The organism is Arthrobacter sp. LjRoot78, assembly GCF_964254335.1.
GTDB lineage: Bacteria > Actinomycetota > Actinomycetes > Actinomycetales > Micrococcaceae > Arthrobacter.
The window spans coordinates 3716696-3736811 of the sequence record NZ_CAXUTG020000001.1 but is presented as its reverse complement, the minus strand read 5'-3'; the positions used below and the strand labels follow the sequence as shown (position 1 = coordinate 3736811).

At 65.8% G+C, this 20116-nt stretch carries 18 protein-coding genes; 7 read left to right on the top strand and 11 right to left on the bottom strand.

Going from position 1 to position 20116, the window contains the following annotated elements:
- Nucleotides 1-5: 5 nt before the first annotated feature.
- The gene (locus tag ACSQ1X_RS17370; RefSeq protein ID WP_436058572.1) at nt 6-2297 is read right to left on the bottom strand and encodes a transglycosylase domain-containing protein; all 2292 of its coding nucleotides are present in this window, start codon (nt 2295-2297) and stop codon (nt 6-8) included.
- A 37-nt stretch (nt 2298-2334) separates the two neighbouring features.
- Between ACSQ1X_RS17370 and ACSQ1X_RS17365 the strand changes: the two genes are divergently transcribed.
- The 3 genes from ACSQ1X_RS17365 to ACSQ1X_RS17355 are packed head-to-tail and all read left to right on the top strand — an operon-like array spanning nt 2335 to nt 3989.
- Nucleotides 2335-2490 (top strand): DUF4177 domain-containing protein, encoded by a 156-nt coding sequence (locus ACSQ1X_RS17365; RefSeq protein ID WP_011693223.1) that lies wholly within the window; start codon nt 2335-2337, stop codon nt 2488-2490.
- 2 nt (nt 2491-2492) lie between these two features.
- On the top strand, nt 2493-3062 hold the full coding sequence (locus ACSQ1X_RS17360) for a RidA family protein (RefSeq protein WP_436058571.1): 570 nt from the start codon (nt 2493-2495) through the stop codon (nt 3060-3062).
- A 15-nt stretch (nt 3063-3077) separates the two neighbouring features.
- Nucleotides 3078-3989 (top strand): NUDIX hydrolase, encoded by a 912-nt coding sequence (locus ACSQ1X_RS17355; protein ID WP_436058570.1) that lies wholly within the window; start codon nt 3078-3080, stop codon nt 3987-3989.
- A gap of 494 nt (nt 3990-4483) precedes the next feature.
- Here the strand turns inward: ACSQ1X_RS17355 and ACSQ1X_RS17350 are convergent, their stop codons facing one another.
- Nucleotides 4484-5161, bottom strand: coding sequence for a Crp/Fnr family transcriptional regulator (locus tag ACSQ1X_RS17350; RefSeq protein WP_011693220.1), 678 nt, complete (start codon nt 5159-5161; stop codon nt 4484-4486).
- Nucleotides 5162-5433: 272 nt separating this feature from the next.
- On the opposite strand from ACSQ1X_RS17350, the gene ACSQ1X_RS17345 reads away from it, so the two are divergent.
- Nucleotides 5434-6618: a MarP family serine protease gene (locus ACSQ1X_RS17345; RefSeq protein ID WP_436058569.1), complete on the top strand. Its 1185-nt coding sequence runs from the start codon at nt 5434-5436 to the stop codon at nt 6616-6618.
- Between the two features lie 36 nt (nt 6619-6654).
- On the opposite strand, the gene ACSQ1X_RS17340 is transcribed toward ACSQ1X_RS17345, so the two are convergent.
- Genes ACSQ1X_RS17340 through ACSQ1X_RS17325 form a run of 4 tightly spaced genes read right to left on the bottom strand, consistent with a single transcriptional unit; the run spans nt 6655 to nt 9900 of the window.
- A complete protein-coding gene (locus ACSQ1X_RS17340) occupies nt 6655-7689 on the bottom strand; it encodes a DUF2332 domain-containing protein (protein ID WP_436058568.1) in 1035 nt (344 codons plus the stop codon).
- Nucleotides 7690-7691: 2 nt separating this feature from the next.
- Nucleotides 7692-8168: a type II 3-dehydroquinate dehydratase gene (gene aroQ / locus ACSQ1X_RS17335; RefSeq protein ID WP_055805009.1), complete on the bottom strand. Its 477-nt coding sequence runs from the start codon at nt 8166-8168 to the stop codon at nt 7692-7694.
- Between the two features lie 41 nt (nt 8169-8209).
- Complete coding sequence (locus tag ACSQ1X_RS17330; protein ID WP_436058567.1) at nt 8210-8596, bottom strand: SRPBCC family protein; 387 nt, start codon at nt 8594-8596, stop codon at nt 8210-8212.
- A gap of 5 nt (nt 8597-8601) precedes the next feature.
- The gene (locus ACSQ1X_RS17325; protein WP_436058566.1) at nt 8602-9900 is read right to left on the bottom strand and encodes an NAD(P)/FAD-dependent oxidoreductase; all 1299 of its coding nucleotides are present in this window, start codon (nt 9898-9900) and stop codon (nt 8602-8604) included.
- A 169-nt stretch (nt 9901-10069) separates the two neighbouring features.
- Here ACSQ1X_RS17325 and ACSQ1X_RS17320 point away from each other — a divergent pair, with 169 nt between their 5' ends.
- Complete coding sequence (locus ACSQ1X_RS17320; RefSeq protein WP_436058565.1) at nt 10070-10999, top strand: hypothetical protein; 930 nt, start codon at nt 10070-10072, stop codon at nt 10997-10999.
- Between the two features lie 96 nt (nt 11000-11095).
- Here ACSQ1X_RS17320 and ACSQ1X_RS17315 read toward each other — a convergent pair whose 3' ends face one another.
- The 4 genes from ACSQ1X_RS17315 to ACSQ1X_RS17300 all read right to left on the bottom strand — a co-directional run bounded on the left by ACSQ1X_RS17315 (nt 11096) and on the right by ACSQ1X_RS17300 (nt 16798).
- Nucleotides 11096-13318 carry an alpha-galactosidase gene (locus ACSQ1X_RS17315; RefSeq protein ID WP_436058564.1) on the bottom strand — a complete coding sequence of 741 codons (2223 nt, stop codon included), beginning with the start codon at nt 13316-13318 and terminating at the stop codon, nt 11096-11098.
- 177 nt (nt 13319-13495) lie between these two features.
- On the bottom strand, nt 13496-14836 hold the full coding sequence (locus ACSQ1X_RS17310) for an ABC transporter substrate-binding protein (protein WP_436058563.1): 1341 nt from the start codon (nt 14834-14836) through the stop codon (nt 13496-13498).
- Between the two features lie 63 nt (nt 14837-14899).
- Nucleotides 14900-15829: a carbohydrate ABC transporter permease gene (locus ACSQ1X_RS17305; protein WP_055804993.1), complete on the bottom strand. Its 930-nt coding sequence runs from the start codon at nt 15827-15829 to the stop codon at nt 14900-14902.
- A gap of 12 nt (nt 15830-15841) precedes the next feature.
- Nucleotides 15842-16798, bottom strand: coding sequence for a carbohydrate ABC transporter permease (locus ACSQ1X_RS17300; RefSeq protein ID WP_436059364.1), 957 nt, complete (start codon nt 16796-16798; stop codon nt 15842-15844).
- A gap of 215 nt (nt 16799-17013) precedes the next feature.
- On the opposite strand from ACSQ1X_RS17300, the gene ACSQ1X_RS17295 reads away from it, so the two are divergent.
- Together ACSQ1X_RS17295 and ACSQ1X_RS17290 are read left to right on the top strand one after the other, a co-directional pair.
- Complete coding sequence (locus ACSQ1X_RS17295) at nt 17014-18216, top strand: Gfo/Idh/MocA family protein (protein ID WP_436058562.1); 1203 nt, start codon at nt 17014-17016, stop codon at nt 18214-18216.
- 14 nt (nt 18217-18230) lie between these two features.
- On the top strand, nt 18231-19250 hold the full coding sequence (locus tag ACSQ1X_RS17290; protein WP_436058561.1) for a LacI family DNA-binding transcriptional regulator: 1020 nt from the start codon (nt 18231-18233) through the stop codon (nt 19248-19250).
- An 18-nt stretch (nt 19251-19268) separates the two neighbouring features.
- On the opposite strand, the gene ACSQ1X_RS17285 is transcribed toward ACSQ1X_RS17290, so the two are convergent.
- Entirely contained in the window at nt 19269-20060 is a 792-nt protein-coding gene (locus tag ACSQ1X_RS17285; protein WP_436058560.1) for a DeoR/GlpR family DNA-binding transcription regulator, read from the bottom strand.
- Nucleotides 20061-20116: the final 56 nt, after the last annotated feature.

Below are 20116 nucleotides of genomic sequence, written 5' to 3'. Positions count from 1 at the left end.
GTGCGCTACCCGTTGCCCTTGCCGTTGTCCTTGCTGGGCTCCGGCGACGGAGCCGGAGTGGCCGGCGCGGTTGCCGGTGCGGTGCTCTGCGTCGTCGGGGTGGTGGTCCGCGTGGGCGCCCCGTTGACCATGTTGGACGGCGGTGCCGTGAACGGGTTGGTGCCGTACGCGGGCGCAACCTGGGACATGAAGTTGGAGAACATCGGACCGGCAATCATGTAGCCGTCGATGCCCGTATAGAACTTGCCGTTGACGGTCACGTTCTGGCCTGCGCGCTGCTGCGTTCCGAGCGCGTCACCGAACCACGCCGCGGTGGCCAGGCCGGTGGTGTGGCCCACCACCCAGGTCGACCCGTTGTTGTTGGAGGTACCGGTCTTGGCTGCGATGGGGAAGTTGGTCTTGGTGGAAATCCGGGGCTGGATGAGTGAGCCTGAACCGCGGTTGAGGACTTCCTGGAGGGCGTAGTTCACGCCGCGGGCAACTTCCGGTTTGAGCGCATCGCGGCAGCTCGTGGCCTGGGCCGGCAGCTGGGCGCCGGTCTGGTCCGTCACCGAAGTGATCGCGATCGGGGCGCAGTATTTACCGTCATTCGCGAACGTGGCGAAGGCGCTCGCCATGGCCAGCGGCGACGTCTGCCTGGAACCAAGAAGGTTGCCCAGCGTCGTCATGGTGATCGGCGGCGTCGGGTTGGTGATCTTTCCCGTGTCGTCCCGCTGCGGGAGGCCTTCGTGGAGGCCCACGGCGTCCACGATCTTCTGGATTCCGCACAGGTCCACCTTGGCGGCGGTGGCAAACGTCATGGTGTTGATTGAGTTGGCCAGCCCGTCAAGGACCGTCATCGAACGGTAGTAGTTCGGCTCGGCATTCTGCAGGTCCGTCGATTCGCCGTTGGTGCTGTCATACCAGCCAACAGTCGGGGTCTGGCAGGTGTTCTTCCACGGGAAGCTTTGCGGATAGCGACGAACCGCGCCGTTCAGGATCGTGTTCATCGAGTTGCCCTCGTTGAGCCACTCGGCAAATGTAAACGGCTTCATCGTTGAACCGGGCTGTGCACCGCCGAGGCCGTTGAGGTCGTTGCCGTTGCCGTCGTACTGGTCAACGCTGAAGTTGAGCTGGCTGTCGAACTTGCCGTCGCCGGCGAACCACACCGTGTTCTGCGCCATGTTGGTGATCTTGCCGGTGTTCGGCTGGACGGAAACCACCGCAGCGCCCCACTTGTCCGGGTTGGCGCCCGCGGACGCGTCCACCTGGGCCTGGGCCGCGTTCTGAGCCTTGGGGTCAAGGGTGGTGGTGATGGTCAGGCCGCCGCGGAAGATCTTCCGCTCGCGCTCCGTGGCATCTGCGCCGTAGGCCGGATCGTTGAGCAGCAGGTGCAGGACGTAATCACAGAAATACGGGGCGGTGGACGCATAGGCACAACCCTGGCGGGCAGGGGTGACCTTGGTTTCCACCGGGGCGGCCACAGCTGCTTCGTACTCGGGCTGCTTGATTTTGCCCTGCGTGTACATCGCCTTGAGTACCAGGTCGCGGCGGTTCTTCGCGTTCTCAGGGTTGGTGGTGGGGTCATAGAAGGACGGGCTGTTCACTACGCCGGCCAGCAGCGCGGCCTGCGGGAGGGTGAGGTCCTTCGCTGTGGTGCTGAAGAAGAATTTGGACGCGGCTTCAATGCCGTAGGCGTCCCGGTTGAAGAACACGATATTGAGGTAACCCTCGAGGATCTGCTCCTTGGTGAACTTCTTCTCCAGGGCGATGGCCAGCTTCATTTCGCGGAGTTTGTCGCCCACGCCCTTGTTCACGCCGTTGAGCTTGATGTCCTCGGTGTTGCCTTCGGCCTCGAGGGAGGCGTTGATGACGTTGTTCACGTACTGCTGCGTGATGGTGGAGGCACCCTGCTTGTTACCTCGGGCGGTGCTGACCAGCGCGCGCATGATGCCGGTGGTGTCCACGCCGCCGTGCTCATAGAAGCGGCTGTCCTCGATGGCGATCACTGCGTCCTTGATGAATGGCGACATCTGGTCCAGTGCAACGCGTGTCCGGTTTTCGGCGTAGAGGTTGGCGATCAGGCTTCCGTCGGAAGCAAGGATTTTGGTGGACTGGCTGGGCGGGTCCACCTGCAGCTCCGCCGGGAGGGTGTCGAAGAACTCGATGGAACCGCTGGCTGTGCTGCCGGAAACAGCGGCCGCCGGGACCAGCAGGCCCGCTACCAGGACACCACAAATAGCGCTCACGCCAAGGAAAGCAAGGATCTTTCCGAGGGTGGTGGCCGTGTCGAATAAAGGGTTCTTACCAGTCGCCATGTTTTCCACTTTACCGGCAAGGACTAGTCTTTAGCTCATGACCAAATGGGAGTACGCCACGATTCCGCTCATTATTCACGCCACGAAGCAGATTCTGGACCAGTGGGGAGAGGACGGCTGGGAGCTCGTCCAGGTCGTCACCGGTCCTGACGGCAACGGCCTCGTTGCCTACCTCAAGAGGGAGAAGCAGTAGTTATGACAAGCCCCGCAGGCACGGCGCCGGAATCCCCGGCCCGCGCGGAAAATTCGGCCTCCGGCGCGGAAAACGGAGCGCCGGTATCGGCCGTGGAACAGCGGCTGGCTGAGCTGGGACTGACCCTTCCGGACGTCGCGGCCCCGGTGGCCGCCTACGTCCCGGCAGTCATCTCCGGCAACCACGTTTACACCTCCGGCCAGCTGCCCTTTATTAACGGCAAACTCGAAGCTACCGGCAAGGTGTCCACGGGCACCGAAGGCTTCGCCGACGAACCGACGGTCTCTCCCGAAGACGCCAAGCGTTTCGCTGCGGTCTGCGCAGTCAACGCCCTGGCGGCAGTGAAGAGCGTGATCGGCGACCTCGACCGTATTACCCGGATCGTGAAGGTGGTGGGCTTCGTCTCCTCCGATCCGTCCTTCACGGGCCAGCCGGGCGTCATCAACGGCGCGTCGGAACTCCTGGGCAAGGTCCTCGGCGATGCCGGCCAGCACGCCCGGTCCGCCGTCGGCGTGTCGGTCCTGCCGCTGGACTCGCCGGTCGAAGTCGAACTGATCGCCGAATTTAGCTAAGGCCGGTCACTTCCCTTGCCCCAGTTAGCCCGTCGCCTGTTTGTGCTGCCTCCCGATCTTGAGGGGGCAGCACAAAGCTGGCTCGAACACGGCGAGCGGACGCCACGTGCCGCCCGCCTCGCATCCTCCGTGGTCCTCCTCCGCGACGCCCCCACGGGGCTGGAAACATGGCTGGGCTACCGTCCCGGATCCTCGCCGCTCGGAGTCCTCGCCTTTCCCGGCGGTTCCCTTGAGGCGTCCGACGACGACGCCGTCAGCTGGCTCGGCCCCTCACCGCAGCATTGGGCGGAACAAATGGGAACGGACGACGTCGGGCTGGCGCGCCGCCACGTGGTGGGCGCCATCCGCGAACTCTTCGAAGAAACCGGTGTGCTTCTGGCCGGCCCGGACCTGTCCACCACGGTGGAAGCCACTTCCACTCCGGAATGGATGCGCGCCCGGATCGCTGTTGCCGAGCAGGAGAAATCCTTCACCGACGTCCTGGCCAAGCGCGGGCTTTCCATCCGCACGGACCTGCTGAAACCGCTGGTCAACTGGCTCAGCCCCGACTTTGCCCACCGCCGCTTCAATACCCGCTACTTTGCCGCCACTGTGCCCGTGAACCAGCAGCCCACGCTGCTGGAAAGCAAGGGTGTGTGGGGCCGCTGGGTCTGTGCCAGCAAGGTCATCGCGGAGCGTGACACCACCGCCCTGGGCGATGAAGTGGGCCAGGAAAACACCGTGGGCCTAACCCTCGGCCGGCTGCTGGTTCCGGGCTCCGAGATCATGCTGGAGAAGATGGCGGCAGCTAACGGGTGCATCGCCTACCTGAGCTACAAGCGCAAGGCACACGTCTACCAGCCGAAGCTCGTCGAAGAAGGCGGCAAGCTGATGCTCGAAGTCGAGGCTGCCAAGACGGTCGCCGGCGAGCCGCAGCGGGAGCGCTAGGCGCGGTCCGGCAGTGCCGGTGGTCGCGTTAGCCGGGCACCGGCCTTCGCGTCGCTTAAACACGCTCGATGGGCGTCACTCCGGTCGCTGGGCGACCTCCGGAGTCCGATGCGCTCCTATTCGAAGGACCGCCGCCCGGCTTCAACGGACGCTCTCGCACTTCCTGTCGCTTTTTCGGCGACGCTCTCGCAGTTCCTGTCGCTTTTTCGGCGACGCTCTCGCAGTTCTTGTCGGTCCTGGTGCTGGAGGCCGATCGGTGACGACTCGCAAATTGGCTGACGACACTGAAAATGCCTGGCGACACCGTTATTCGGGTGTCGCCAGGCATTTTCTGTGTCGCGGGGATTTTTGCGCGTCATTCTCCCGATAAGGGCACGACCGGCAATTTCCCTGATTAAACGCAAAGGCCCGAGGTCCGGCATCCGGAAGCGTGCGTTAAAGCGATGGAGGTGCAGCACGCGGAGGATGCCGGCCTCGGGCCGGACGCAGTTTGACTATCGTGACCGCTGGCGGAGGCGCTGCATGTCCAGGATCACTACGGCACGGGCTTCCAGGCGGAGCCAGCCACGCTGGACGAATTCGGCCAGGGCCTTGTTCACGGTTTCGCGGGAGGCACCCACCAGCTGGGCCAGCTCTTCCTGGGTGAGCTCGTGGGCCACCAGGACGCCGTCGGTTGCCGGGCGGCCGAAGCGGTCGGCCAGGTCCAGCAGCGCCTTGGCCACGCGGCCCGGAACGTCGGAGAAAACAAGGTCCGACAGGGAGTCGTTGGTGCGGCGCAGGCGGCGTGCCAGTGCCTGCAGCAGCTGGGCCGAGACCTCCGGGCGGGTACGCAGCAGTGCGTTGAGGCTTTCGTTCTTCAGGCCGGCAAGGCGGGTCTCCGAGACGGCAGTTGCCGTGGCCGTGCGGGGGCTCGGATCGAAGAGGGCCATTTCGCCGAAGAGCTCACCCGGGCCGAGGATTGCCAGCAGGGACTCGCGGCCGTCCGGTGACGTGCGGCCCAGCTTCACCTTGCCGGAGACGATGAAGTAGAGCTGATCACCCTGGTCGCCTTCGCGGAAGACCGAGGCTCCGCGTGACAGGTCCACCTCGGTGAGCTCGTCCGTGAGCAGACGGAATGCTTCGTCGTCGAGCGTGGCGAAAAGGGGTGCGCGGCGCAATACCTCGATGTCCATGAAATCTCCTGAGTAAAATGTGTCGGCTGGGGCGCTTCAGCCATTGTTTCAGAATTTTGAAGGTTCTGTGACGTACTTGGCACGCGAAACGCCTGAAATGGCGGTTCTGAGGCCGGTACCGGACCTGTGGGGCGCCTTTACAACGCAGATTTCGACGGCGGGACCGGGCTTTCCGGAGCGCCTCGCGGTTGCCCCGGGCGGCTGTCAGTCACGGCAAACTGTCAGGGTTCGCCACTAGAATTGGGGCTTACCTGTTTTTGTGAGGAGCCCGTGTGTTCGGCTTGACCATCCTGGACCTGGCCTTGATCCTGACGCTGCTGTCCTACCTGATCTATGGCCTTCGCAATGGCTTCCTGGTGACCCTTGGCGGCATTGCCGGGTTTATCGTCGGTGCCGTGGCTGCGTTTGTGTCCGTGCCCATCGTCAGCAACCTAGTGGAGGACAGCGGCTGGCGGCTCACCGCGATCGTTGCCGCCGCCGTCGTGCTTATTGTCCTGGGGCATGCGCTGGGAACCATGATCGGCCGCAAAATCCGCAGTGCCGTGCGGATCCAGCCGCTGCGGGCCATGGACCGGGTGGTGGGCGGAGCAGTCAACGTGGTGGTGGCGGCCCTCGTCATGTCCATGCTCTCCTTCAGCATCAGCGCCCTGGGCGTGCCGTTCGTTTCCCAGCAGTTGGCGGAGTCCAAGGTCATTCGCTTTATCGACGGACTCACGCCCGTGCCGGTGAAAACAGCCGTGGCGCAGCTGCGCTCCACCGTGATCGGGGACGGCATACCCACGCTCATCGAAGGGCTCGGGCAAGGCCAGCAGGTAGCCATTCCCAACGCGAGCACGGACACACCGGCCCTGAACCAGGCCGCGGAGTCGGTCCTGAAAATCGCGGGCACCGCCTACCAATGCGGCCAGAACCAGACCGGAAGCGGTTTCGTGGTGTCGCCGGGGCGTGTTGTGACCAACGCCCATGTGGTGGCGGGCGTGTCGCAGCCTGTGGTGGAGATCCCGGGAGGAGGGGCCCTGCCCGGCCGGGTGGTCTACTTCGACAGCCAGCATGACCTCGCTGTCCTTGCCGTGGACGGACTTCCGTCGTCCCCGCTCCAACTGAGTGCGGACCTGCCGGCCGGCAGCCCGGCCGCGTTCGCAGGTTACCCGCACGGCGGGCCTTTCCAGTCCAAACCGGCAACGGTCCAGGACATCGCCACCGTCCTGGTCCCTGACATCTATGGCGGCAACCCGGCACCGGAAGACGTGTACCGGCTTGCCGGCGATGTCCAGCCGGGCAACTCCGGCGGGCCCCTCCTCACCACTGAAGGCCTGGTTGCCGGTGTGATTTTCGCGAAAGCCACGTCGGATGCCGAGCTGGGCTTTGCCATCACCATGGACGACCTCGGGCCGGTGGCCGCCCAGGCGCCGGGCCTGAGCAGCCCCGTTTCCTCAGGGCAGTGCATCCAGAAATAAGCGGGCACTGCATGCAGAAGTAAGCGGGCGGGGGCCCTAGAGCCACTCCAGGGTTTGGCCGTGCGGCCCGGCGATGGCCACGGGCACACCGTCCTGGAGGAGCAGGAACCGGCCCTGCAGCCGCGAGTCATCCATTTCCGGCACCACCACGGAGCCGTCGGCCTGGGCAAGTACCGTGTGGCCCTCGTTGGACAGCCAGTGGCAGCCGCGCTCTGCCGCAAGGGTGCCGATCGTGGCACGGAAGGCTTCCCGCTGGGAGGCGTCCAGATAGGCCATCACGGCGCTGTGGAATACCACCAGGGTCGCGTCCGGCGGCGCCTGGTCGGCGAGCGACACCAGTTGCTCGTTGAGGTCGCCGGCCACCAGCAGCGGCGGATCCTGCTGCGCTATGGCGATGGCCCGGCGCAGCCGCTCGCGGCGGAAGTCCTGCTCCGGCCAGATCAGGGCTTCAAGCCAGGCGACGTCGTCGGGGTCGTTGATGTCCAGGGGGTTCAGGTCAATCCCGGCCCGCCACACCACGTGGGGGAGCTCTGCGGGAAGCGGGACGGCCCCTTCCACGGTGCAGCGCAGAACGGGCGGCTCCTCCGCCGCGGACCGGGCCCCGTCCGGTTGTGGCACCAGCCGCGTGACTGACGCGCCGTCGTCGTACTCATAAGCGTATTTGTCCGGAAACAGCGCGAGCCCGGCCGAGGCACCCACCTCGATCAGTGCCAGGGGACGGCCTGTCGAGCCGGCGATGACGGCGAGGGACGGCAGCAGAGTGGTGCACCGGCCTGCCTCGTTGGTCTGCGTGGCGCGGGAGAGCACGATCCGCGAGACCTCGTCCCAGTGCGCCAGGAGGAACTCCCGGAACTCTCGGTACGGGGTAATCCCGGCGCCCAGGAACCGCGCTGCCGCCAGGATCAGCAGGGGCTGCCGCTTGTTGTGCGGCCACTGTTCAATGCGGCTGATCAGTTCAGGATCGCCGGCGATTCCCAGCGACCACTCTGCGTAGCACGGGGAGGACGCCGGCGCATCGACCGTACCGAAGTTCCGGTACCAGTCCGCTGTGCCCGCGTTCCCCGCGCCCATGATCAGGCCCTGCCGGCGTTCAGTTCTGCGAGGTATTCGACGGCGAACCGGTAGCCCATCACGCCGGCGCCGGCGATCACGGCCTTGCTGATGTCCGAAAGATACGAGTGGTGCCGGAACTCTTCACGGGCATGGACGTTGGTGATGTGGACTTCCACCGCGGGCAGCTGTACTGCGGAGATGGCGTCGCGGATGGCCACAGACGTATGGGTGTAGGCGCCGGCGTTGAGGACGATGCCGATGGCCTTGCCCCGCGCGGCGTGGATGGCATCAACCAGCGCACCCTCGTGGTTGGACTGGAAGCATTCAACCTCCAGGCCGTAGGCGGCGGCGGCCTCCTTGGCGAGCTGTTCGACGTCGGCCAGCGTTGCGGTGCCGTACTTCTCCGGTTCCCGGGTACCCAGCAGGTTCAGGTTGGGTCCGTTGAGGACAAGGATGGTGCCGCGGCCGGCTTCGGTGGCGGGGGAGGCTTCAGTCATGAGAGCAAATCTATCGCTTCGCAGGCGGCGTGCGCTGTTCTTTACGGCGGGCTGACGGGGCGGACCGTGATCCTGGCGATGCGGCGCAGTGCCGCAGAGCAAACTGGGAGGTAGGCGGGCGCCCACCAAGGAACCGTGAACGTGACCCGGCAGCCGTCCCCTTCCGGAACCACAAGGTGCCCGGTCGCGCGGATTCCGGCCACGGACCAGGACCAGGAACGGCCCGCCCGGTATTCCGTCACCGTGAAGGGCAATGTGACAGCGGTAACCGTCCGCACCCGCCCGGTGCTGCCGGCGGTGAAGCCGGGCGAGTCCAGTTCTGCACCCGTCACGGAAGGCCCCCATTCACGCCAGCGGCCGACGTCGGTGAGCAGCTCCCACACGTCCGCGGCGGGCGCCTCGATGTGCCGGGACACGGATAACCGCATCCGCGCTACCGGAAGTCCGCGCGCAGGACAGCCTGCGCCGCGAGGTGGCCGCTTTCGAGGGCGCCCTGGATGGAGGCGGTGGCGCGGTGGTCGCCGCAGATCAAGACTCCGGGTGAGATCTCAGCTGGCTGCGGGGACCCCAACGGAGGAGGCTGGACCGGCAGGGCATTCGGAACTTCGTGCCGGGCCACCAGTTCCCATCCGGTGGCATCCGCTCCGTAGATTTCAGCGGCGTGCCGGCGGACTGCGTCATCGCCGGGCACCGGCCGGCCGGGGCCGAGCAGCGCCGACGTCTGCACAAGGTGCCTGCCGGCGGGGGCATAACCCGGAGCTGCGGTGGAAACGACCGCCGTATTGACCAGGGGGCCGCCGGGCCGCTCCCGCGCATCAACGCAGAGCAGGTTCAGCCGGGACGGAGGCTCGCCGGCCGCGAACCAGTGCGTCAGCACCCCCTTCATGGCAGGAACGCCGCCCGCCGCACCGCCGCCGTGGTTTCCTGGCGCCAGGGTTTCGGCGCCGGCCGGGTCCGTAGCCACCACCACCTGCTCTGCCCGGAGCTCGGCACCGGAGGCACGGACCAGCATGGAGCCGCCTTCGCGCCGGATGGAATTCACCTTTATCCCGGTGCGGACAGGCGTGGCGAGCGAGGCGGCCAGTTGCCGCGGCAGGGCCTGCATGCCCATTCGCGGCAGCCCCGGCACTCCGAGCGCGAAGGTGCGCAGCAGGAGCCGGGCGAAGTCGTTGGAGGTGCTGCCGTCGTCTTCGAGGAGCACCCCGGCGAAGAACAGTTCAACCACCCGGCGGAGTTCGCCCGCCACACGCGCACCGTCCAGTGCCTGCCGCAGCGTCACGTCCCGGCCAGACACGGCGGCGCGACGTCCGCCGCCGTCGTACTGCCGCCAGGACCGGACGACGGCGGGAGCCGCCCAGCGGAGGAGGGCTGCCACCTCGCGCGGCGACGCAAGGCCGCTGCCAACGGTCCTGGCGATCAGCTGCGGTTCGCGCAGGGGATGGGCCAGCACCGCGAGACCGTCGTCACGTCGCACACCGAGCCCGGCGCCGAACGGCTGCAGCTCCAGGGCACTGACGTCCACCCAGCGGCGGACGGCCGGATAGGCGGGATTCAGAACCTGGAACCCGCGGTCCACCAGGAATCCGTCCACGTGCTCCGTGCGGATCCGGCCGCCCACGTCGTCGGCCGCTTCCCACACCCGCACGTCACGCCCGGCTGCCTGCAGCTCCCGGGCACACTGGAGCCCTGCAAGCCCGGCGCCCACCACCAAAACCTCACACGAATCGGTCATGCTTCATCTTGGCACGCATGCCATTTCCGGGCCTCTGGCCACGCTTTGTGCCGGTGCCTAGACTTGAAGGACCATCGTGCGGAGCTCCCGTACCGGTCAGCTCGCGCGAAAAGCCCGATCTGGAGAGAGCGTCATCATGCGCTGCAAAAATGTGGATTCAGGAAAAGCAATGCGCCGTGCCGCCGTGGGACTGGTGGCCCTCGCAGCACTCATCATTCCGGCACCCGTCGCGTCTGCCGGTCCGCCGTCGACCAAGGGCGATGACAAGGTCATCGAGCTTCCCGGCGCGTCGTCCGCCGAAGGCATAGCTGAGGGCGAGGGCACCACCTTTTTCGCCGGGGACCTGTTCAAGGGGGACATCTACCGCGGAGATACCCGCCGTGGAACCGCCAGGCTCTTCATCGACGTTCCAGACGGCCGGATGGCGGTTGGCATGAAAGTTGACGTGGAGAACGGCCTGCTCTTCGTTGCCGGCGGCACCACCGGCCAGGCCTACGTCTATGACACCGGCTCGCGGAAGACTGTGGCCACCTACCAGCTGACCCGGGATCCGGCCTTCATCAACGACGTCGCGGTGACGGATGACGGCGCCTGGTTCACCAACTCCACGAAGGGCGAGCTGTACTTCGTCCCCGTTGACCGACACGGCAAGCCGGGCGACGACGTCAGGACGCTCACGCTGAAAGGACCTGCTGCAGAGACTCCCGCCGACTTCAACCTGAACGGCATTGCGGCCGTCCGGGGCGGCCGGACCCTGATACTGGCCCATTCCGCGAACGAAGCCCTGTATACGGTGGAGCCGGGCTCCGGTGAGACCGCCGACAGTGCAAAGATCACAGGTGCCAGCCTGCCCTACGTGGACGGGATTGTGGTGAAGGGGAACACCCTCTGGGCCGTTCAAAACATGATCAACCAGGTGAGCCGCGTCCGGCTGGACTCCCGGCTGGATTCCTTCGAGGTCAAGGACGTCATCACCAGCCCTGACTTCCAGGTCCCGACGACGGCGGCCCTGTTCGGCGATACCCTCGCCGTGGTTAACGCGAAGTTCGGCGTTCAAGGGGCCAGCAAGTACGAGGTGGTCCTTGTCGACGCCCGCTAAGCGGACTTTGGACGCCCGCTAAGCGGACGTGGAAAGCAGAGAGCCTGCCGGCCGGGTTTGGTACCCGGCCGGCAGGCTCTTTGGGAGTCGCTGAACCTACACGGCAGTCAAGCGCAGCAGCAGTGCGTGTTCCGGGTTGAGGACGGGCATGGGCAGCCCCACCTCGGCCAGGAACCGGCCGCTGGCTTCCGCTCCGGCGGCCAGCCAGGCCGGTGGCTGCGCCTGGGTGAAGTTGTGCGCATAGTCTGCGTCGCCGGGCGTCGGGAAGATGGCCTCAACCCGGTAGCTGCGGTCCTGGTCCAGTCCCGGAATGCTGATGCGTCCCGGACGCTCCGCGAACGAGGTCCTGGTGCTGACCAGCGCGAACAGTGCGGCCGTGTCTCCGGTCGCCGGGGTGCCCTGGGACACCACGCCGTGAAGCATGAGCGAATCGTCGGCAACGTCGGCGCGGACCATCCGGCCGGAGTGGATCAGGCCGCGGTGCTCCTTGTAAAGGCCGATGAACCGCTTGAGTTCTTCGCGCTCCGCGCCGTGGACCTGGCGGACATCCCATTCCAGGCCGAAGTGCCCGAAGAAGGCAGTGATGGCTCGGAACGAAATGTCGTGCGTGCGTGCCGTGGTGTGGGACGTGGTGGGGCCGATGTGACCGCCCACCAGCTCCGGCGGCACCACCAGACCGGTCCAGCGCTGGATGGTCTGGCGCTCCAGGGCGTCGTTGCAGTCCGAAGCCCAGATCCGGTCGGTCGTTTCCAGGATCCCCAGGTCCACGCGGGCGCCGCCGGACGAACAGCTCTCAATCTCCAGGCCCGGGTGGGCCCCCTTGAGCTCGCTAAAGAGGCGGTAGGCGGCGAGTGTCTGCTCGTGCACGGAGGAGCGCCCGGCGTGGCCGTGCTCGGTGAGGTCCCGGTTCTGGTCCCACTTCAGGTAGCTGATGTTGTTTTCGCGGAGCAGGGCGTCGATGCGGTCAAAGACGTACTGCCAGGCCTCTTGGTTGACCAGGTCGATCACGTGCTGATGGCGCCAGGTCAGTGGCAGCCGGCCGCCGTCCTTGTGGGACCGGACAGCGGGTCCAACGATCCATTCCGGGTGGGCGCGCGCCACATCGGAGTCCAGGTTGATCATTTCCGGCTCAACCCAGAGGCCGAATTCCATCCCGCGGGACGTGACGGCCTCGATCAGCGGTGTGAGGCCGTCCGGCCACAGGCCCTCGTCAACGTACCAGTCGCCGAGGCCCGCCTGGTCATGCCGGCGGCCACGGAACCAGCCGTCGTCGAGCACGAAGCGTTCCACGCCCAGGTCCGCCGCCGAATCCGCCAGTTCGATCAGCGTGCTGAGATCGTGGTTGAAGTAGACGGCTTCCCAGACGTTGAGCACCACGGGCCGGGCCTTGCCGGTTCCCGCCTTGCCTGCGCCTGAAACGGCTGACGCCGAGGGCAGCACGTGGTGCGGACGGTTCCTGAACCAGCTGTAGAAGGCCTCGCTGATGCCATCCAGGCCGCGGTCCGAGTACGCCGCGAAGAGTGCGGGGGTGGTGTAGCTGCCGTTCGGCTCGAGGATTACTTCGGCCGGGCCCAGCAGCTCGGAGCCGCCGATCATGGTCCGGCCGTCGCCGATGGTGTCCGCGAACTGTTCGTGGTTTCCGCTCCAGGCAAGGTGGGTGGCCCAGACCCTGCCATGGCGGTTGCCGAAGTCCGCCGTGCCGGCCGCCAGCAGCAGCGAGGAATCGTGGCCGGTGCGCCCGTGCCGCCCTGTCCGTACCCAGGTTCCCTGCTGGATGGCCCGGCGCTGCGGGTGGCGTTCACGGCACCAGCGTCCGGTCAGGTCAAGGAGTTCGACGGCGTCAGGAGCCACCGGCAGCACGGTGGCCAGTTCGTCGAGCTGAAAGGGTGAAGTGCCGGTGTTGGTGACGGTGTGGCGCATTTCCAGCAGTCCGCCGGCGTGCAGTTCCAGCGTGGATTCGACGGTGATGCCGGCGTCCGGATCTGACTGGACAATCACAGCTGAATTCCCGGCGGCGGACTTTCCGCCGGTTTTGACGTCCGCGACGCGGAGGCGGACGGAGAAATCGTAGCCGGGCACGCCGTCGGCGATCCGGTGCCCGCGGAGGGCAGGGCGTCCGCGCCAGCTCGACGATGCCTGCGGCAGCAGCCCGGCGGGGACGGCGGCGTCGACGGCGGAGGGCGGGATCGGTTCGCCGAGGATTGCCAGATCGGGCAGTGAAGCGCCCAGATCGGCGCCCCAATGAATGACCTCGGCCTCCCCGCTGTCGAAGCTGATCACCAGGCTGGTGCCGGCGGAGCGGAGGTGCAGGGGATCCATGGGGTTACTCTTTCGATGTGGCGGTGAGCGTACCGTGACGCTGCCCGCGGGGTTTGTATGGTGTGTTTCGTATGAAGGTGCGGTGTGGAGCGCCCCGGGTGCCGCCGCTTCGCGAGGATGAAACGGCGGCACCCGGGGCCGTGGCTGCGACCACTACGCAGCCACTACAGGTGAGGTCTACTTGAAGAGATCGTTCACCTGGTTGTTGGCTTCGGTCAAGGAGCTGGCAGGCTTCTTGCCGGAGAGCACGGCGTCCATTGCGGGCTTCATGATGCCGTCAACTTTGGCCGCTTTGTCCGCGATGGGGAAGAGGAACGTGGTGCCGTCCTCGACGTGGGTGGTAAAGGCCGAGACGTCGGTGCCCTTGGCCTTGAACGCTTCGGCTGCCTTTTCGGAGGAGCTGGTGATGGCGGGGAAGACGACGGCCTTGGAAGCCACAACGTCCTGGCACGCGGTGGAGCCGAGGTATTCAACCCACTTGACGGATGCTGCCGGGTTCTTGGTGCCCGCCCAGACCGAGTCGGCCAGGCCGTTGAACATGCTGGCACGCTTGCCGTCGGGACCCTTGGGGGTGGGGGCGAACGCCGTCTCCACGCCCTTGTAGGTCTTGTACTGGCCGATCAGCCAGTCACCCGTGGTGTTGATGGCCGCCTTGCCGGCACCGAAGTTGTCCGCCAGGCTGGCGCCAACGGTGGTTTCCAGCTTGGGCATGTAGCCCTTCTCGATCAGGCCGGCCCACCAGGCGATGGTCTCCTGGAATTTGGGATCATCGTAGTTGAACTTGGTCCCCCAGGGATTCTTGTCAGTGGCGGTCCAACCCGTGGTGGCGCTGAGGAAGCTCCATTCGGTCTGGCCCTGGCCGGAGCCGCTGCCTGCCAGGCCCAGGCCGTAGACAGCCACGTTGTTCTTGTCGAAGCCGGCCTCGTCGCCGCGCTTGCCGCTCTTGTCCACGGTGAGGTGGGCGATGGCCTTCTCGTAGCTGCCGCCGTCCTTCGGGTTCCAGTCGAGGTTGGCCATCTGCTCGGCGGTCAGGCCGGCCGAGTCGGCCATGGCCTTGTTGTAGAACAGGCCGACGGTGTCCCAGTCCTTGGGCAGGCCGTAGCGCTTGCCGTCCTGGCCGACCCACAGCTCCGGCAGGCCCTTGGTGTAGCTGTCCAGCTTGATGCCGTCCTTGGCCACGGCGTCATCGAGGGAGAGCAGCTGCTTCTTGGCGGCGTACTCAGGGTACTTCGAGAGGTGGTTCGTGAAGACGTCCGGGGCGGTGCCGGCGACGAAGCCGTTGGTCAGGGTGGTCCAGTAGTCATCCCACCCGCGCTGGGTGATTTTGACCTTGATGTCCGGGTTGGCCTTGGTGAAATCGTCAGCGCACTGCTGGTAGGCAGGAAGCTGGTTGGCGTCCCACAGCCAGTAGTTGATTTCGCCCTTGGCCTCGGTGGAGGCGGTGCTGCCTCCGCCGCAGGCGGAGAGGGACAGTGCGATTGCCGCGGCGGCAGCTGCGACGCCGATGGTTTTCTTCATGATGGACCTTTCGAGGGTGGTTCTGGAGACGAACGTGTTTCTGGGGAAAGTGAACTGGGGGTGTTACTTGATTCCGGAGAAGCCGATGGAGTTGACCACCTTCTTGCCGAAGGCAATGAACAGCAGGAGCACCGGGAGTGCGGCCACGAGCGTTGCGGCCATCAGGCCGGTCCAGTCGGGGGCGCCCTGCGGCGACTGGGACTTGAAGACGCCCAGGCCCACCGTGAGCACCCGGACGTTTTCGTCCTGGCCCACCAGGAGCGGCCAGAAGTATTCGTTCCACTGGCCGATGAAAGTGAGGAGGGCCAGTGTGGCCAGCGGCGCCGCTGCGTTGGGCAGGACGATCTGGAAGAAGATCCGTAGGTGCTTGGCGCCGTCGAGCATGGCGGCTTCTTCCACTTCCCGGGACATGCTGAGGAAGAACTGGCGCAGGAAGAAGATGGCGAACGGGGTCATGAACAGGAAGGGCAGCGTCATGCCGGCAAAGGTGTTGAGCAGGCCCAGGTTCTTGATCATCAGGAAGTTCGGCAGCGCTGTGAAGATCGGCGGGACCATCATGGTGGCCAGGAACAGACCGAATACGGCGTTCCGTCCGGGCCAGCGGAGCCGGGAGAACGCGTAGGCTGCCATGGCGCTGAAGAAGACCTGCCCTGCCGTGGTGACGCTGGCGAAGATGATCGAGTTCCGCAGGTAGAGCCAGAAGTTGATCGCAGCTCCCGAGCCTCCCTCGGCGATGGCCTCCTCGGGACTCTGCATTCCGAGGACCCGTTTGAAGGCCCCGAGGTTGAAGTCGGCGGGAAGGAGGTTGCCGGCGTTGGAGGCCAACGAGGCATTCGTGGACAGTGCCGTGCGGAGCATCCACAGGAAGGGTGCCACGGTGACGGCGACTGCGACGGCCACGAGGGCCCAGGCTCCGACGCGCCGCCAGTTGACGGGCTTCTTGTTGACGGGAACTTTGTTGACGGACTTGCGGGTGAGTGTGGAGGTGCTCATGGCTGGGGTTCCTTAGTCCAGATCCGATTCGTTGCCCTTGAGGAACTTCATTTGCACGAAGGCCACCAGGGCAAGAATGAGGAAGAGAATGACGGACAGGGCCGATGCGTAGCCGAAGTCCGATTCGCCAAAGGCCTTTTGGTAGATGTACATCTGGATGACGCGGGAGGCGTTGATGGGCCCGCCGCCGGTGGTCACTGCCACGGTGTCGAACACCTGGAACGAACCGATGACGGTTACGACGAGCACCAGCACCAACACGGGACGCAGGAGCGGCATGGTGATGCTCCAGAAGGTCCGGGTGGGGGACGCCCCGTCCAGCGAAGCAACCTCGTAGACGTGGTTGGGAATCGACTGCAGCCCGGCGAAGAGCAGGAGGGCCGTGTAGCCCATGTGCCGCCAGACGTTGACGGCGGCGATGGTGGGGATGGCCCATTGCTCGCTGCCGAAGAAGGCGATGCGCGGCAGGCCCATCCAGTTGATGATTTCGTTGACGATGCCGATCTGGTAGTCGAGCATCCAGAACCACAACAGGGCGACGATGACGTTGGCCACCAGGAAGGGAAGCAGCAACGCGCCGCGGATGAACGTGGACTTTGCCACCCGGTGCATCAGGAGGGCCAGTCCGAGGGCGATCACGGTCTGGAAGCCGATGTTCAGGCCGACGTACTGGACGGTAACCCCCATGGCGTTCCAGAACAGTTCATCGCCAAGCATGGCGGTGTAGTTCTTGATGCCGATCCACGTGGGGTCGCCCAGGATGCTGTACTCGGTGAAGCTGAGGTAGACGCCCCGGATGGTGGGCACCAGATAGAAGAGAACAAAGCCGATCATTGCCGGGAAGATGAAGAACAATGCCATCTTCAAGTCGCCGAGCCGGCGGAGGCGGCCCTTACGGGCGGTCTTCCCTGCCTTGGGGAGTCCGGCCCGGGCTGCCGGGTCCTGTTGCTGCTTGGTAAGGGTGGTCATCATCGACCCTTTCCTGACTGTGATGTGGGTAACAACTGATGATGAATCTACACGAGTAGATTGGGGGTGGCAAGTATTTTTTCCTGCAAACAAAGAAAATTACGGCTGCACTTGATAACTCGTTGACTCGAGTAGATTCGGGTGGAAGACTTTGGCCCAGGCCCAACCGGGGCCTTCATGCCCGCAATCGCGGGCCATCCAAGGGAAGGTAAACAATGGCGTTTTCAATAGGAGTCGTCGGTGTCGGACAGTTCGGCGGCCATTTCGCCCATCTATTTAAGCTCCACCCGGGCGTCAGCGAGGTTTACGCCGTCGACGAACGGCCGGAACGCGCCGCGGCGGCGCAGGAGCGCTGGGGGCTCGACGGCACCAAGGCAAGCTTCGAGGAGCTGCTGGCGTCCGACGTCGACGCCGTCGCCATCTTCACGCAGCGCTGGACCCACGGTCCGCTGGTGGAGCAGGCGCTCCGCGCCGGCAAGCACGTCTACTCCGCAGTGCCCATGGCAGTTTCGGAAGAACAGATCGAGCGCATCATCGAGGCCGTGAAGGAAACCGGGCTGGTCTACGCCATGGGGGAGACCAGCTACTACAACCCCGCCACTGTCTACGCCCGCAACCAGCACGCCGCCGGCAAATTCGGCCGGATCTTCTACAGCGAAGGCGACTACGTCCACGACATGGACCTGGGCTTCTACGACGCCTACCAGTACAGCGGCGGAGACACCTGGAAGTCGACGGCGAGCTACCCGCCCATGCTGTACCCCACCCACGCCATCGGCGGCGTCCTGGGCGCATTGCCGTCCCACGCGGTCAGTGTCAGCTGCATCGGCGTCAAGGACGACCGCGGGGACGGCGTCTTCGACAAGGAAGTCAGCATGTTCGGCAACGACTTCTCGAACGCCACCGCGCTCTTTGAACTGAACGACGGCGGCGCGATGCGGACCAACGAGATGCGCCGGGTGGGGTACCCGTCGCACATCCGTGAATCCCGGTTCCGCTTCTTCGGCACCGAAGCCAGCTTCGAGCAGCTGGCCAAGGTCACGGTGTGGCAGGACAAGGAAAACGTCCACGACATCTCCGAACAGGTGGAAACCCGGCCCAGCATCCCGTTGGACGACCCCTCGCTGGCCGACGTCGCCCCGGAACTGCGCGACGCGTTCATCTCCGGCCTTGCCCCCGTGCATGACCGCAGTCGCCTCCCGGAGGAATTCCGCGGCGCCCCGAACGGGCACGAGGGAAGCCACCAGTTCCTGGTGGACGACTTCGTGACGGCAGTCAATGAGGGAACGCTGCCGCCCGTCAATGCCTGGGTGGCCGCGCGGTTCACGCTTCCCGGAATCGTGGCGCATGCCTCGGCCCAGCAGAACGGCGAACGCTTGCCCATCCGCGATTTTGGCGACGCACCGCGGGACGCATAGCTAGCATGTACTCCATGACCATTCCCGCAACGCACCCGACCCGAGGTCCGGTAACCCGCAAGGATGTTGCCCGCTATGCGGGTGTGAGCACGGCGGTGGTCAGTTACGTTGTCAACGGCGGCCCAAAACGGGTGGCACCTGCCACGGAAGCGAAGGTCCAGGACGCGATCCGCGTCCTGGGCTACCGTCCCAACGCCGCCGCACGCGCGCTCAAACTCGGGTCCAGCGAGACCATCGGCCTGATCATTCCGGACAACAGCAACCCGTTCTTTTCGTTGCTGGCGCACGCGGTGGAAGACGCTGCCGGCGAGCTCGGCTACGCGTTGTTCCTGACCAACTCCGACGGCGACCTCGCCAAGGAACGCCGGCACATCCGGAACCTCGCCGCGCGCCAGGTGGACGGAGTGGTGCTCGCCAGCGTCCTCTCCGAACCGGACCTTGCGGACCTGGAAGCGGCGGAGATTTCATCGGTCCTGCTAAGCCACAGCGAGAGGCCCGCCGGCGTCACCAGCGTTGGCGTGGACCTCGCCGCAGGTGCCCGCACTGCCGTGGAACACCTGATCGGGCATGGGCACACCAACATCGGACTGGCCATGGGTACCACCACGGCCAATGAGGCCGATGACCGCGAACAGGGTTGGCTGCAGGCGCTTAAGGCCGCCGGCTTGCCTGAGGGCCCGATCGCGCGCAGCGCCTTCACCCGGGACGGAGGCTACGCCGCGGGAAAACGCCTGTTGGCGTCGGGGCACCGGCCCACCGCTGTTTTTGCGAGTTCGGACATGCAGGCGGTGGGCATCCTGCGGGCCCTGCACGAAGCGGGACTCACTGTGCCGGACGACATTGCCCTGGCCGCCTTCGACGGCTCAGTGGAGGCCGAATATTCCTGGCCCCCGCTGACCACCGTGGAACAGCCGGTCCGCGCCATGGCGGACGCCGCAGTGCGCGCGCTGGTCGGTGCGGGCCGCGGCGAGCCGCCCCGGCACCACGTCTTTCCCACGAAGCTGCTGGTCAGGCAGTCCTGCGGCTGCCCGTAGAGCTTTCCGGCAACACCGCTAGCCGGCGTCGACGATCCGCAGCCGGCTGACGCTTTCCTGCAGGAACCGGCGCGCGTCCGAGCTGAGGCCGGCGTCGCTGATGACCTCATCGGCCTCCTCGAACCCCGCGATGGTGCTCATGCCCTGCGTGCCCCACTTGGTGTGGTCGGCCACCACCACCACCTTGCGCGAGGCCGCCACGAACGCGCGGTCAGTCTCGGCCTCCAGCATGTTGGGCGTGGTGAAGCCGGCATCGGGATCCATGCCGTGGACGCCCAGGAACAGCAGGTCCAGGTGCAGCTGCTTCAGCGCCGCCGTCGCAATCGGTCCAACCAGCGCGTCCGACGGCGTGCGTTCGCCGCCGATCAGGATCACCGTGGAACCGTACCGTCCGGCACCGGAGGATGAGCCGTGATGGAACACGTCGGCAATGCGGATGGAGTTGGTCACAACCGTGATCCGTGGTCCGTTGACAAGCTCCTTGGCCAGCGCCCACGTGGTGGTTCCGGCGCCCAGCCCCACCGCCATCCCTTCATGGACAAGCGACGCCGCTTCCAGGGCAATGGCCCGTTTCTCGGCTGTGAGTTGCGTGGATTTCTGCTCGAAGCCCGGTTCGTGCGTGCTGGCATCGCCGGGAAGCTTGGCGCCGCCGTGGATCCGCTCCACCCGGCCGCCTTCCTCGAGCAGCTCGATGTCCCGCCGAACGGTCATGAGCGACACACCAAGCTGCTGGGCCAGGTCCGAGACGCGGACCACCCTCTCGCGCTGGACGGCGTCCACGATTGCCTGGTGGCGTGCTGCGGGGAGCATGGAATTCCTTTCGGGCTGCGGGCGGGGGAGTGCTGCCCCCGTCAGGTTCCATCATG

Coding starts and splice junctions, on each gene's coding strand:
- ACSQ1X_RS17305 (WP_055804993.1), bottom strand. CDS start 15,829: ATGAGCACCTCCACACTCACCCGCAAGTCCGTCAACAAAGTTCCCGTC.
- ACSQ1X_RS17365 (WP_011693223.1), top strand. CDS start 2,335: ATGACCAAATGGGAGTACGCCACGATTCCGCTCATTATTCACGCCACG.
- ACSQ1X_RS17350 (WP_011693220.1), bottom strand. CDS start 5,161: ATGGACATCGAGGTATTGCGCCGCGCACCCCTTTTCGCCACGCTCGAC.
- ACSQ1X_RS17370 (WP_436058572.1), bottom strand. CDS start 2,297: ATGGCGACTGGTAAGAACCCTTTATTCGACACGGCCACCACCCTCGGA.
- aroQ (WP_055805009.1), bottom strand. CDS start 8,168: ATGACTGAAGCCTCCCCCGCCACCGAAGCCGGCCGCGGCACCATCCTT.
- ACSQ1X_RS17300 (WP_436059364.1), bottom strand. CDS start 16,798: ATGACCACCCTTACCAAGCAGCAACAGGACCCGGCAGCCCGGGCCGGA.
- ACSQ1X_RS17360 (WP_436058571.1), top strand. CDS start 2,493: ATGACAAGCCCCGCAGGCACGGCGCCGGAATCCCCGGCCCGCGCGGAA.
- ACSQ1X_RS17340 (WP_436058568.1), bottom strand. CDS start 7,689: ATGGGCGCGGGGAACGCGGGCACAGCGGACTGGTACCGGAACTTCGGT.
- ACSQ1X_RS17320 (WP_436058565.1), top strand. CDS start 10,070: ATGCGCCGTGCCGCCGTGGGACTGGTGGCCCTCGCAGCACTCATCATT.
- ACSQ1X_RS17285 (WP_436058560.1), bottom strand. CDS start 20,060: ATGCTCCCCGCAGCACGCCACCAGGCAATCGTGGACGCCGTCCAGCGC.
- ACSQ1X_RS17290 (WP_436058561.1), top strand. CDS start 18,231: ATGACCATTCCCGCAACGCACCCGACCCGAGGTCCGGTAACCCGCAAG.
- ACSQ1X_RS17310 (WP_436058563.1), bottom strand. CDS start 14,836: ATGAAGAAAACCATCGGCGTCGCAGCTGCCGCCGCGGCAATCGCACTG.
- ACSQ1X_RS17315 (WP_436058564.1), bottom strand. CDS start 13,318: ATGGATCCCCTGCACCTCCGCTCCGCCGGCACCAGCCTGGTGATCAGC.
- ACSQ1X_RS17325 (WP_436058566.1), bottom strand. CDS start 9,900: ATGACCGATTCGTGTGAGGTTTTGGTGGTGGGCGCCGGGCTTGCAGGG.
- ACSQ1X_RS17330 (WP_436058567.1), bottom strand. CDS start 8,596: ATGCGGTTATCCGTGTCCCGGCACATCGAGGCGCCCGCCGCGGACGTG.
- ACSQ1X_RS17295 (WP_436058562.1), top strand. CDS start 17,014: ATGGCGTTTTCAATAGGAGTCGTCGGTGTCGGACAGTTCGGCGGCCAT.